Raw genomic sequence first — 12421 nt, 5'->3', positions numbered from 1 at the left:
GCCGGGGCCGGCCTCTCAGCTCCCGGGCCCCGGCCCCTCCCGCCCGTCCTCTCCCGAGGGCGGGCGGGGCAGGGCCAGGTGGGCACGGGTGCCGTCGTGCCAGGTGACCTGGATGCCGTGGCCCGTGAAGTGTGTGGTCGCCAGGGTGTGTACGGGGGCGGGATCCGGGTCCCCCGTCAGGGATGCCAGGGCTGCGAAGAGGGTGCCCCCGGGGCCTGAGGCGGTGCTGCCCTCCAGGACGGCGGTGCGGGTGCCGGGGCCGATGAGGGTGCTCCCCGTCGGGGTGCGGCAGGGCGGGGTGTCGTAGCCGTGGACGGGGTGGAGTTGCGCGGTGGGGCCGTCGGGCGTGGTGGCCCAGCCCGTCTGGCATACGCGGGTGCCGGGGGCGGCTCCGGTGACCAGGTGCACGCGGAGTTCGGCGCGGCCGTGGACGAGGGTGACGGACAGGATCCGGATGCCCGGGAGGTCACTGCCGTCGGCGTGGCGGGGTGTGTGGGTGGAGGAGGCCCGGTCAGGGCCGGTGGTGTGCGGGGTGGCGGGGCCGCGGGTGGTGAGGCGGCCGCCGAGGAGCAGACCGAAGTGGTTGTCGGGCAGGGGCTGTTCGACGGGCAGGGGCCGTCCTTCGGGCAGGGGCCGGTCCTCAGGCGGGGGCCGGTCGGCGGACGGAGGCTGGTCGCCGGGCAGGGGCCGGCTGTCGCGCAGGGGCCGGCTGTCAGACAGGCGCCGGCCGTGGGCGGTGGCGTCGGGCGGGATCCGGCCGTCGGCGGTCGGGCCGGTGCGGGTGGAGTAGGCGAAGCGGGCGTAGTAGGGGTCGGGGGCGGCGGCGGTGGAGTTGCTGCCGTGGTTGTGGAGGCGGACCAGGCCGTCGGAGGCGGTGGACTGCAGGAGCAGACCGGTGGGGCCGAGGGGGCGGGCGGTGTCCGCGGTTTCGGCGGGGAGAGGGTCCTCGGGGTCGGTCCAGGCGGGGTGGCCGGCGGGGAGCAGGAGGCCGAGGAAGCCCTTGGCCGCCCAGTAGGGGGAGGCCGGACCCGAGTAGTGCTGGAGCATCGGCACGTAGGGGCCGTACCAGCCGAGCGGTAGCAGGCCGTCTTGGGTGACGGCTCCCCGGTCCAGGAAGTGGCGCAGGGTCCCGGAGGCGAGGCGGCGGGTGGCGCCGGGGGTGAGCGGGGTGTGGCCGGTGAGAGCGCCCAGCCACGGGGCGGCGGTGGCGGCGAAGCGGTAGGTGAGGGAGCGGCCGAACGGCAGGGGCGCGCCGTTGGCGTCGAAGAGGCGGGTGTAGTCGTCCAGTTGGGCGTGCAGGCGGGCTCCGTAGGCGGCCAGGAGCGTCCGGTCGGCGCAGAGGTGGGCGTGCAGGACCGGGTAGAAGTGCATCGCCCAGGCGTTGTAGTGGTCGAATGCGCGGTTGTCGCCGTCCGCGTACCAGCCGTCGCCGCGGTACCAGTCCTCGATACGGGTCAGCGCGCGGTCGATGGCGGCCTGCGCGCGGACGGTCTCGATGCCCGCCGCGCGCAGGAAGCCGCCGACGGTGAGGCCGAAGAGCCACCAGTTGTTGTCCACGGGGGACGGGCCGAGGGCGGGCAGCAGCCAGTCGGCAACGCGGGCGCGGACCCCCTCGTCGAGGGTGTCCCACAGCCAGGGGCGGGTCAGACGCAGGCCGAGGGCGAGCGAGGCGGCTTCGACACGGGCCTGGCGGATGGTGCCGATACGCGGCCAGGAGTCGGGGTCCGCGGACGTCAGCTCCCGTGCGTCGGTGGGACGCCGGGTGCCCGCTGCCAGGCCCTCGGCGTAACGGGAGAGGTGGGCGTGCGGGTCCTGTCCGTTGCTGCCGGCGACGCGGAGGGCGGCGAGCAGGAACGTACGGGCGAAGCCTTCGAGGCCGTCCGAGCGGGGTCCTGAGGAGCTGGGGCGGGGTCCCGGCAGGGTGATCAGGCCGTGGCGCGGGGAGGCGTAGGGGGCGGTGGCGTGCAGCAGCCCGTCGGCCACCGCCTCCCAGTGGGCGCGGGTCCAGCCGGTGTACGCACTGCGGCGGCGGTCCTCGGGCGGGAGCGGGAAGGGGTGGGGGTGGGGACGATGGCGGGGGTGCTCGGGCATGGCGTCCCCTGGAGCGGAGGATGACGGCCGGCCGGGACGGCGGAAGACGGCCGGCCGCCGGGAATCCTTCAGGTGCGGCTGACCGCCCGTCAAGGGCACGCCGCCCGTCAAGGGCACGCCGCACGCCGAACGAACGCCGCACGTCCAGGGAACACGGAGGAGGAGAGCGCATGACCCCACCGGCACACCACCACAACGGGCAGGCCGCAGAGGCAGTGAGCACGCCCGGCGCAGCGCACCGGCCCACGGTGCTCCTGGCGATGGGCCCCGGCATCGCCGAACGGCTCCTCGACCCCCGCCACCACACCCGTCTCGCGGTCCTCGCCCGTACCGACCCCCACCTCGTCGCACACGAGCTGGCCGACCCCACCCCCGCGGTCGCCGCCGCCCTCGCCGACGCCGAGGTGCTGCTCACCTGCTGGGGCGCCCCGCGGCTCACCGGCCCGGTGCTGGACGCGGCCCCGCGGCTGCGCGCCGTCGTGCACGCCGCCGGCTCGGTCAAACACCACCTCACCGACGCCTGCTGGGAGCGCGGTATCGCCGTCGCCTCGGCCGCCGCCGCCAACGCCCTCCCGGTCGCCGAATACACCCTCGCCGCGATCCTCTTCGCCAACAAACGCGTACTGCACGCCGCCCACCGCTACCGCGGCCTGCGCACCGCCCACGACTGGCACCGGGAACTCGGCGCCGCCGGCAACTACCGCCGCACCGTCGGCGTCATCGGCGCCTCCCGTACCGGCCGCCGCGTCATCGAGCTGCTGCGCCCGTTCGATCTGCACGTCCTGCTGCACGACCCCTACGTGACCGACGCCGACGCCACCCGGCTCGGCGTACGGCCGGTCCCCCTCGACGCCCTCTGCGCCGGCAGCGACATCGTCACCGTGCACGCCCCCCAGCTGCCCGCCACCCGCCATCTGCTGGGCGCCCGCGAACTGGCCCTGCTGCCCGACGGCGCGACGTTGGTCAATACCGCCCGCGGCTCGCTGGTCGACGGGGCGGCCCTGCTCCCCGAGCTGGTCTCCGGCCGTCTGCACGCCGTCCTCGACGTCACCGAACCCGAACTCCCGGCCGCCGGCTCTCCGTTGTACGAGCTGCCGAATGTCCTGCTCACCCCGCACGTGGCGGGGTCACTGGGCACCGAACTCCACCGCCTGGCCGATCACGCCCTGGACGAGCTCGAACGCTATGCCCAGGGACGGCCGTTCACCGATCCCGTACGGCCGGAGCAGCTGCCCCATTCGGCCTGACCGCCGCCCGGGCCAAAGCGGCCCCGACGGCCAAAAGGAGGGCCGCCCGGCCCTGAGGTTCCTCCCCGCGCAAACGCACGCCCCGGCCCCGCACAAACGGAAGACCCGGCCCCCGCACACGGCAGGGACCGGGTCTCGTACGTCAGGCAGCGAACTGCCCGGCGCTGTGCGTCAGTGCGCGTGCCCGTGGCCGTGACCGGCCTCGGCAGCGTCGTCCTCCGCGGGCTTCTCGACGACCAGGGTCTCGGTCGTCAGCAGCAGCGAGGCGATCGACGCGGCGTTCTCCAGGGCGGAGCGGGTGACCTTCACCGGGTCGATGACGCCGGCCTTGACCAGGTCGCCGTACTCGCCGGTGGCGGCGTTGAAGCCGTTGCCCTTGTCCTGCTCGGCGACCTTCGCGGTGATGACGTAGCCCTCGAGGCCGGCGTTCTCCGCGATCCAGCGCAGCGGCTCGACGACGGCGCGGCGGACGACGGCGACACCGGTGGCCTCGTCGCCCTCCTTGCCGAGGGAGCCCTCCAGCACCTTGGCGGCGTGGACCAGAGCGGAGCCACCACCGGAGACGATGCCCTCCTCGACCGCGGCGCGGGTCGCGGAGATGGCGTCCTCCAGACGGTGCTTCTTCTCCTTGAGCTCGACCTCGGTGGCCGCACCCACGCGGATGACGCACACGCCACCGGCGAGCTTGGCGAGGCGCTCCTGGAGCTTCTCGCGGTCCCAGTCGGAGTCGGTGGACTCGATCTCGGCCTTGATCTGCGCGACGCGACCGGTGACGTCCTCGGAGTTGCCGCCACCGTCGACGATGGTGGTGTCGTCCTTGGTGACGGTCACCCGGCGGGCGGTGCCGAGCACGTCCAGACCGGCCTGGTCGAGCTTGAGGCCGACCTCCTCGGCGATGACGGTCGCACCGGTGAGGGTGGCGATGTCGCCGAGCATGGCCTTGCGGCGGTCACCGAAGCCGGGGGCCTTGACGGCCACGGCGTTGAAGGTGCCACGGATCTTGTTGACGACCAGGGTCGACAGGGCCTCGCCCTCGACGTCCTCGGCGATGATCAGCAGCGGCTTGGAGGCACCGGCCTGGATGACCTTCTCCAGCAGCGGCAGCAGGTCCTGGATCGAGGCGATCTTGCCCTGGTGGATCAGGATGTACGGGTCCTCGAGGACGGCCTCCATCCGCTCCTGGTCGGTGACCATGTACGGCGACAGGTAGCCCTTGTCGAAGGCCATGCCCTCGGTGAAGTCCAGCTCCAGACCGAAGGTGTTGGACTCCTCGACGGTGATGACACCGTCCTTGCCGACCTTGTCCATCGCCTCGGCGATGAGCTCGCCGACCTGCTTGTCCTGCGCGGACAGGCCGGCCACGGCGGCGATGTCGGTCTTGTCGTCGATCGGGCGGGCGGTCGCCAGGAGCTCGTCGGAGACGGCCTTGACGGCGGCGTCGATGCCCTTCTTCAGGGCGGCCGGGGAGGCGCCGGCGGCGACGTTGCGCAGACCCTCGCGGACCAGCGCCTGGGCCAGCACGGTGGCGGTGGTGGTGCCGTCACCCGCGATGTCGTTGGTCTTGGTCGCCACCTCCTTGACGAGCTGGGCGCCCAGGTTCTCGTACGGGTCGTCGACCTCGACCTCACGCGCGATGGTGACACCGTCGTTGGTGATCGTGGGCGCGCCGAACTTCTTGTCGATGACGACGTTGCGGCCCTTGGGGCCGATCGTCACCTTGACCGTGTCGGCAAGCTTGTTGACGCCGCGCTCAAGGGCGCGACGGGCGTCCTCGTCGAACTTCAGGATCTTCGCCATGGGTTGCTTCAAGTCCTCTCATTGCGATCCTCGGCCACGACGTGGGGACCGCTGTCGCTCAAACGAACTGCGCCCCTGCCCCGGGTTGTTTAGACGCGGGAACCAGGGGCGCAGATCACGGCAAAACTGGGTGACTTACTTCTCGACGATCGCGAGCACGTCGCGAGCCGAGAGAACGAGGTAGTCCTCGTTGTTGTACTTCACCTCGGTGCCGCCGTACTTGCTGTAGAGCACGACGTCGCCGACGTTGACGTCGAGCTCGACGCGCTTGCCGTCCTCGACACGGCCCGGGCCCACGGCCAGGACGACGCCCTCCTGGGGCTTCTCCTTGGCGGTGTCCGGAATGACCAGGCCCGAGGCCGTGGTCTGCTCGGCGTCGAGCGGCTGGACCACAATGCGGTCCTCAAGCGGCTTGATGGCAACCTTGGAGCTGGTGGTCGTCACGATCCGACCTCCCCCTTCGGAGATCTCACGGGGTTAACTGTCTGAGGTGGCGACCAGGTCGATCCGTCGTCGCGGGTGCCGGACCTGCCCGTCGCTGTGTGTCTGGCACTCCCCACTGGAGAGTGCCAACGCCGAGACTATGACGCGGTTAGCACTCGGTCAAGCGGAGTGCCAGCGCGGCGGGGTGCGCTTGCCTCCGTTCCGGTTGACGGACCGTCCCGAGCCGCGGCCGACGACGGGCCGCACCCCGGCCGGCCAGGCCTTCCGCGGCGGGACCGGGGCGGGATCAGGACGGGACCGGGGCGGGGCCGGGAGGGGACCAGGGCGGGGCCGGGACGGGACAGAAGCCGAATCACGGCCACGTTCTCATCAAATCGGACACACCTTCCCCTTCCCTCGCAACCACGCCACCGGCTGCCTCGTCTACCTCCCCGACTGCCGACCGACGAACCGGGCACATCCCGGCCGGCCCGCGGCCTCGACGATCAGTGGCGGAGGAAACCCGTGCGTGGACAGACCAGCGTTCCCCGTGCGGCCCGGCAGCGGGAGAGCGACGCCGAGCGCACCATGACGTTCGCCGCGCTGGCCCAGGCACCGGACCGCCGGCGGACCGAGGCATGGCTGCTCGCCCTCGCCGTGCTGATCGCGGACTTCGGGTACGCCTGCACCGGCCTGTCGATGACCGGACGGCTGCCCGGCGGGCTGGCCGGCTTCGCCATCAGCATGTTCTTCGTGGCGCTGGTCCCGCACCTGGTCCTGCGCCGCTTCGCGCCCCGCGCCGATCCGCTGATCCTGCCGCTGGCGACGCTGCTGACCGGGCTCGGCCTGGTGCTGCTGCACCGCTTGGACATCACCTATGCGCAGACGCCCCGGCTGAAGATCGCCGAGGCGGCGAGCGGACAGCTGGTGTGGACGGTGATCGGGGTGGCGGTGTGTATCGCGATCCTGCTGGTGCTGCGCGACCACCGCATTCTGCAGCGCTACATCTATCTGACGATGGTGGTCGCGCTGGTGCTGCTGATGGCCCCGGCCTTCTTCGGCGCCGATATGTACGGCGCCAAGCGCTGGATCCTGCTCGGGCCGCTGTCGCTGCAGCCCGGCGAGTTCGTGAAGATCATGATCTCGGTGTTCTTCGCGGGCTATCTCACCGTCAACCGCGACGCCCTGGCACTGGCCGGACGCCGCGTCCTGGGCGTCCAACTGCCCCCGGGGCGACAGCTCGCACCGATCTTCACCATCTGGGTGATCAGCCTGCTGGTGCTGGTCTTCGAACGGGACCTGGGCACCTCGCTGATCTTCTTCGGCGTCTTCGTGATCATGCTGTACATGGCGACCGAGCGCACCAGTTGGGTGCTCTGCGGCCTGGCCATGGCCGCGGTCGGCGCCACGGTCGTCGGCTCCACGGAACCCCACGTCAAGGGCCGGATCATGGCCTGGCTGCACCCGATGGACATCTTCCTGCCGGAGAAGCAGCGACCGCCGGGGCTGATCTCCGAGCAGGCCGCGCAGTCGCTGTTCAGCTTCGGCAGCGGCGGCATCTCGGGCAGCGGCCTCGGCCAGGGCCACCCGGAGCTGGTCGGCTTCGCCGGCAACAGCGACTTCATCCTCACCACCGTCGGCGAGGAGATGGGGCTGGCCGGGGTGATGGTCGTGATCATGCTGTACGTGCTGCTGGCGCAGCGCGGGCTGCGGGTGGCACTGACCGCCCGCGACCCGTTCGGCAAACTCCTCGCGGTCGGGCTCTCCGGAGCGCTCCTGCTCCAGGTCTTCGTCGTCGCCGGCGGCGTCACCGGCCTCATCCCGCTGACCGGCAAGGCCCTCCCCTTCCTCGCCAAGGGGGGCTCCTCCCTGGTCGCGAACTGGGTCATGGTGGCCTTGCTGTTGCGGATCAGCGACCATGCGCAGCGCCGGCGGGAGCCGGCTTGATCTTTTCCCACGTTTTCGGCTGTCCCGCCGTGGGGGTTTCTCGCCGTTGCGCCTGGCGGCGGGCCGATCCGCTGCGCTTTGCCTCCGCCCCGCTTTGGGCTTTCCCGCCGTTGCGCCTGCGGCGGGCGGGGTCCGCTGCGCGGGGCGGGTCCGCTGCGCGGGGCGGGTCCGCTGCGCGGGGCGGGTCCGCTGCGCGGGGCGGGTCCGCTGCGCGGGGCGGGTCCGCTGCGCGGGGCGGGGTCCGCTGCGCGGGGCGGGGTCCGCTGCGCGGGGCTGTCGGGGTGCGGTGACGGGCCTGCGCGGGTGGGGTGCCGGACTGCTTCGCTTTACGTCCGGCACCCCACCCGCTCCGGCCCGTCACCTCCCGCTGGAGGGTGGGAAAAGGCCGGTGGGGGTGAACCTGAGTGGTCCGGCGCACCTCGTCGGCACGGGAAAACGGCCACGCCCGTGGCCCGCCCCCACCCACGTTCACTTACTCACCCACGGGAGGGGACGGGCCGGAGGGGCAGGGGTGTGGGACGTAAAGCGAAGCAGTCCCACACCCCTGCCCCGCAGGCCCGTCACCGCACCCACAGCCCCGCGCAGCGGACCCCGCCCGCCGCCAGGCGAAACGGCGAGAAACCCCCACGGAGGGACAGCCGAAAACGGGCCGAGGCAAAGCGCAGCGAAACGGCGAGCAGCCCCCACGGCGGGAAAGCCGAAAACGTGGGAGGACAATGACACCGTGAACGACCTAGACGCTTTCGCCGGCCTCCTCGCCCCGGAGGGGCAATCGCTGCTGGCCGAGCTGCGGGACCACACCCCGTCGGACGAGCTGGCGGCAGCCACCCGGCTGCGCCGTGACCACCCCGCGTCGCTGGTCTCCGCCGCGCTCGGGCAGGCGCGGCTGCGACAGCGCGCGGCAGCGAAGTTCGGGGCGGACGCGGGCCGGATGTACTTCACGCCGAACGGCGTGGAGCAGTCCACCCGGGCCACGGTCGCCGCCCACCGCGCCGCGCGGCTCGCGGCGCTGGGCGTGCGGACGCTGGCGGACCTGTGCTGCGGTATCGGCGGTGACGCGATCGCGCTGGCCCGGGCCGGGATCCGGGTGCTGGCCGTCGACCGTGACCCGCTGGCCTGTGCGGCGGCCCGGGCCAACGCCGAGGCGCTGGGGCTCGCGGAGCTGATCGAGGTGCGCTGTGCGGACGTGACGGAGGTCGACACGGCGGGATATGACGCGGTGTTCGTGGATCCGGCGCGGCGCGGCAAAGCCAGGGGCGGCCGGATCTTCGACCCCGAGGCGTACTCGCCGCCGCTGTCATGGGCGATCGAGGCGGCCCGCAAGGCTCCCGTCGCGGCGTTGAAGATCGCGCCGGGGGTGCCGCACGAGGCGCTGCCCGAGGACGCCGAGACGGAGTGGATCTCGGACGGGGGCGACGTCAAGGAGGCCGTGGTGTGGTTCGGCGCGGCAGAGGACGCGGCGGAGTGCGGGGCGGGCCGCATCACGCCCGGCGGCCGCCGGGCCACGCTGCTCCCGGCCGGGGACTCGCTGCTGGGCGCGGGGCTGCCGGACCCCGAGCCGGGGCCGGTCGGGGACTGGCTGTACGAGCCGGACGGGGCGGTGATCCGCGCCCATCTGGTCGCGGATGTCGCCCGGCAGATCGGCGGGCGGCTGATCGATCCGACGATCGCGTACCTGACCGCGGACCGACTGACCGAAACGCCCTACGCGACCGCCTACGCGATCACCGATGTGCTGCCGTTCCATATGAAGAGGCTCAAGGCGCTGCTGCGGGAGCGCGAGGTCGGCATCGCGGTGATCAAGAAGCGCGGCTCGGCGGTGGAGCCGGAGGAGCTGCGCAGGAAGCTGAAGCTCGGCGGCGGCCGCAACTCCTGCACGATCTTCCTGACCCGGGTCGCCGGCGCCCCGACGATGCTGCTGGGGCACCCGGCGGCGGACGCCTGCTGACCGGCGCTCACGCCGGGCCGGTGCCGGCGCTCACGCCAGGTCGGTGAGGTCCTCGGCGTAGATCTGGGAGAGCGGCTGCGGGCCGATGTACTGCTGGCAGGTGCACTGGCCCGCCTCGTACTGCACCGGCTTGTGGTCGGCGTCCCAGGCGACCGCGACTTCCACCAGCTCATGACATTTGCCCTTTTTGTCATGCTTGGCGAGGTGGTGGGTGCAGCCGCACACCGGCTGCGGCGGCTGGTGCGCGGCGGCCAGCTCCTGCCGCTCCTGACGGGCGGTCTCCAGCCGCTCCATCTTGCGTTCGTGGCGCGTGCGCAGCGCCGTGCGGGCGATGTCGGCGACCTTCGCGAAGCCGCCCGCCATGAAGAAGATGAAGACCCACCAGAACCAGTCCACAGCCTGCCGCCTCCCCACGTGCGCGCCCGGTGCTGCCTGCCAGGGTAAGACCTATGGCCGGAGCTCGGGCCGGGGACGGCGCGAGGACTCGCGACACGACAAAACGAGCCCTCGCGGCGGCCTCAGGAGTAGAGGTTGTGCTTGCTCATCTCGTGGACGTGGTCGTGGTCGTGGTGGTGCGGGACGGCGGGCGGCTCCTCGCCGGTCTCCCCGGGCACATGCGGTTCGGTGACCGGCAGGGACGAGTCGGCGGAGAGGTCCCAGGCGGAGGCGGACCTGCCCCGCGCCACCATCTCGGCGCCCAGGGCGGCGACCATCGCGCCGTTGTCGGTGCACAGCTTGGGCCGCGGCACCCGCAGGGTGATCCCGGCGTCCTCGCAGCGGCGCTCGGCCATCGCCCGCAGCCGGGTGTTGGCCGCGACCCCGCCGCCGATCATCAGGTGGTCCACGCCGTTGTCCTTGCAGGCCCGGACGGCCTTACGGGTCAGCACGTCCACCACGGCCTCCTGGAAGGACGCCGAGACATCCGCCACCGGCACCTCCTCGCCGGCCGCCCGCTTGGCCTCGATCCAGCGGGCGACGGCCGTCTTCAGGCCGGAGAAGGAGAAGTCGTAGACCGGGTCGCGGGGGCCGGTCAGTCCGCGCGGGAAGCGGATCGCGTCGGGGTTGCCCTCGCGGGCGTAGCGGTCGATGACCGGGCCGCCCGGGAAGCCGAGGTTCAGCACCCGCGCGATCTTGTCGAAGGCCTCGCCCGCCGCGTCGTCGATCGTCGAGCCCAGCGGCCGCACGTCGGAGGTGATGTCCGGGGCCAGCAGGAGGGAGGAGTGGCCACCGGACACCAGCAGGGCCATCGTCGGCTCGGGCAGCGGGCCGTGCTCCAGCTGGTCGACGCAGATGTGCGAGGCGAGGTGGTTGACGCCGTAGAGCGGCTTGCCCAGGGCGTAGGCGTACGCCTTGGCGGCCGAGACGCCGACCAGCAGCGCACCGGCCAGGCCCGGTCCCGCGGTGACCGCGATCCCGTCCAGGTCGGACGCCGCGACCCCGGCGTCCTTCAGTGCGCGCTGGATGGTGGGGACCATCGCCTCCAGGTGGGCGCGCGAGGCCACCTCCGGCACCACACCGCCGTAGCGGGCGTGCTCGTCGACGCTGGAGGCGACCGCGTCGGCGAGCAGGGTGTGGCCGTGGACGATGCCGACACCGGTCTCGTCGCAGGAGGTCTCGATGCCGAGGACGAGCGGTCCGCCGCGTGAGTCAGCCATGAGTGTCAAGTTCCTTGTACGGAGGGTGCTTCGGAGGAGGTCTGGGTGGTGCGCCGCATGACCAGGGCGTCGACGTTGCCGGGCTGGTAGTAGCCGCGGCGGAAACCGATCGGCTCGAAGCCGAAGCGCTCGTAGAGGCGTTGGGCGCGTAGGTTGTCGACCCTCACCTCCAGCAGCACCTCGTGGCATTCGAAGTCCGTCGCGGCACCGAGGAGTTCGGTCAGCAGCCGGGCGCCGAGGCCGGTGCCCCACATCTCGCGGGCGGTGGCGATGGTCTGGATGTCGCCGGTGCCGTCGACGGCGGCCAGCCCGCCGTAGCCGACCAGCCGGCCTGCCCGCCGCCCCTCATCGTCGCCACTGCGCGGCGGCACCTCCAGCTCGGCGACGAGGTAGCGGCGGGTGGCGTACGGGCCGCGCGCATGGGCCAGCTCGGACCAGAACATGCCCGGCGACCAGGCGTCCTCGGGGAAGAGCTCCCGTTCCAGCTCCAGCACCGGCGCGATGTCCCACCAGCGCATCTCGCGCAGCGCCGCGCCGGACTCAGGGGCCCCGCCGGGCGGCGGGGGCGCCGCGGGGCTCCGGTCGGGCGACGGGCGGGTGGTCACCGGGGAGTGACCACCTTGTAATTGGCGGGCACCTGGGCGTCCGGACGGCGCAGGTACAGCGGCTGCGGGGGCGGCAGCTCCTCGCCGGCGGCCAGCTTGTCCGCGGCCAGCGCGGCCAGCGCCCCGGCGGACTGGTGCTCGGGGGCCTCGCGCCGCAGACCGGTGAAGACCGTGTCGTAGAGCACCGCGCCCGCGCCCACCGCGGGGACGCCGGCCACCTGGCCGGCGATGTCCGCGGGACGGTCGACGGCGGGCTCGGTCAGGCGGGTACGGGCATCGCCATAGCGCGCCCAGTAGACCTCCTTGCGGCGGGCGTCGGTGGCCACGACGAAGGGCTCGGTGAGCCCGGAGGCGTAGGCGAGGCCGTCCAGGGAGCACAGACCGTGGACGGGGATGCCGAGGGCCGCCCCGAAGGTCGCGGCGGTCACCAGGCCGACCCGCAGCCCGGTGTACGGGCCCGGGCCCACGCCGACCACGATGTCGCTGACGGCATCGAGCTTCAGCCCCGCCTCGGCCAGCACCCGGTCGACGGCGGGCAGCAGCAGCTCGCCGTGGCGGCGTGCGTCCACCTGGCGGGACTCGGCGAGGACCCGGGTGCCGTCGTGGAGCGCGACGGTGACGGCGGGGGTGGCGGTGTCAAGAGCTAGCAGCAGCACGTCCTTAAGACTACGGCTCGGCCGGAGGTACCTGTCGCGGTGCTACCGTCGC

General features: G+C 72.8%; 10 protein-coding genes. 3 read left to right on the top strand and 7 right to left on the bottom strand.

All coding sequences use genetic code 11. The features are described from left to right. Nucleotides 1-15 precede the first annotated feature (15 nt). On the bottom strand, nucleotides 16-2091 hold the full coding sequence (locus OHS81_RS20735; RefSeq protein ID WP_328386172.1) for a DUF2264 domain-containing protein: 2076 nt from the start codon (nucleotides 2089-2091) through the stop codon (nucleotides 16-18). Between the two features lie 260 nt (nucleotides 2092-2351). On the opposite strand from OHS81_RS20735, the gene OHS81_RS20730 reads away from it, so the two are divergent. Further along, entirely contained in the window at nucleotides 2352-3338 is a 987-nt protein-coding gene (locus OHS81_RS20730) for a hydroxyacid dehydrogenase (protein WP_328391300.1), read from the top strand. A gap of 171 nt (nucleotides 3339-3509) precedes the next feature. Here the strand turns inward: OHS81_RS20730 and groL are convergent, their stop codons facing one another. Both groL and groES read right to left on the bottom strand, forming a co-directional pair. Then, nucleotides 3510-5135 (bottom strand): chaperonin GroEL, encoded by a 1626-nt coding sequence (gene groL / locus OHS81_RS20725; protein WP_328391298.1) that lies wholly within the window; start codon nucleotides 5133-5135, stop codon nucleotides 3510-3512. A 135-nt stretch (nucleotides 5136-5270) separates the two neighbouring features. Continuing rightward, nucleotides 5271-5579 (bottom strand): co-chaperone GroES, encoded by a 309-nt coding sequence (groES, locus tag OHS81_RS20720; RefSeq protein ID WP_030089482.1) that lies wholly within the window; start codon nucleotides 5577-5579, stop codon nucleotides 5271-5273. A gap of 567 nt (nucleotides 5580-6146) precedes the next feature. Here groES and OHS81_RS20715 point away from each other — a divergent pair. Then, nucleotides 6147-7505, top strand: coding sequence for an FtsW/RodA/SpoVE family cell cycle protein (locus tag OHS81_RS20715; RefSeq protein WP_328391296.1), 1359 nt, complete (start codon nucleotides 6147-6149; stop codon nucleotides 7503-7505). Between the two features lie 724 nt (nucleotides 7506-8229). Next, nucleotides 8230-9453: a class I SAM-dependent methyltransferase gene (locus OHS81_RS20710; RefSeq protein WP_328386171.1), complete on the top strand. Its 1224-nt coding sequence runs from the start codon at nucleotides 8230-8232 to the stop codon at nucleotides 9451-9453. Nucleotides 9454-9483: 30 nt separating this feature from the next. Here the strand turns inward: OHS81_RS20710 and OHS81_RS20705 are convergent, their stop codons facing one another. From OHS81_RS20705 to tsaB, 4 genes are all read right to left on the bottom strand, one after another. Beyond that, entirely contained in the window at nucleotides 9484-9849 is a 366-nt protein-coding gene (locus OHS81_RS20705; RefSeq protein WP_328386170.1) for a hypothetical protein, read from the bottom strand. A gap of 122 nt (nucleotides 9850-9971) precedes the next feature. Further along, a complete protein-coding gene (gene tsaD / locus OHS81_RS20700; RefSeq protein WP_328386169.1) occupies nucleotides 9972-11108 on the bottom strand; it encodes a tRNA (adenosine(37)-N6)-threonylcarbamoyltransferase complex transferase subunit TsaD in 1137 nt (378 codons plus the stop codon). 5 nt (nucleotides 11109-11113) lie between these two features. Beyond that, complete coding sequence (locus OHS81_RS20695) at nucleotides 11114-11713, bottom strand: GNAT family N-acetyltransferase (protein WP_443058735.1); 600 nt, start codon at nucleotides 11711-11713, stop codon at nucleotides 11114-11116. After that, the gene (gene tsaB, locus OHS81_RS20690; protein ID WP_328386168.1) at nucleotides 11710-12369 is read right to left on the bottom strand and encodes a tRNA (adenosine(37)-N6)-threonylcarbamoyltransferase complex dimerization subunit type 1 TsaB; all 660 of its coding nucleotides are present in this window, start codon (nucleotides 12367-12369) and stop codon (nucleotides 11710-11712) included. Before tsaB ends, OHS81_RS20695 begins: the two co-directional genes overlap by 4 nt. Nucleotides 12370-12421 lie beyond the last annotated feature (52 nt).

It is taken from the genome of Streptomyces sp. NBC_00400 (assembly GCF_036048035.1).
In the GTDB taxonomy this organism is placed as follows: Bacteria; Actinomycetota; Actinomycetes; order Streptomycetales; family Streptomycetaceae; genus Streptomyces.
The sequence above is the reverse complement of the archived record's forward strand: the minus strand, read 5'-3'. Positions and strand labels throughout refer to the sequence as shown.

What these genes read in the sequence shown, in the direction of transcription:
- OHS81_RS20735 (WP_328386172.1), bottom strand. Translation starts at nt 2,091, where the DNA reads ATGCCCGAGCACCCCCGCCATCGTCCCCACCCCCACCCCTTCCCGCTC.
- OHS81_RS20730 (WP_328391300.1), top strand. Translation starts at nt 2,352, where the DNA reads ATGGGCCCCGGCATCGCCGAACGGCTCCTCGACCCCCGCCACCACACC.
- groL (WP_328391298.1), bottom strand. Translation starts at nt 5,135, where the DNA reads ATGGCGAAGATCCTGAAGTTCGACGAGGACGCCCGTCGCGCCCTTGAG.
- OHS81_RS20715 (WP_328391296.1), top strand. Translation starts at nt 6,147, where the DNA reads ATGACGTTCGCCGCGCTGGCCCAGGCACCGGACCGCCGGCGGACCGAG.
- tsaD (WP_328386169.1), bottom strand. Translation starts at nt 11,108, where the DNA reads ATGGCTGACTCACGCGGCGGACCGCTCGTCCTCGGCATCGAGACCTCC.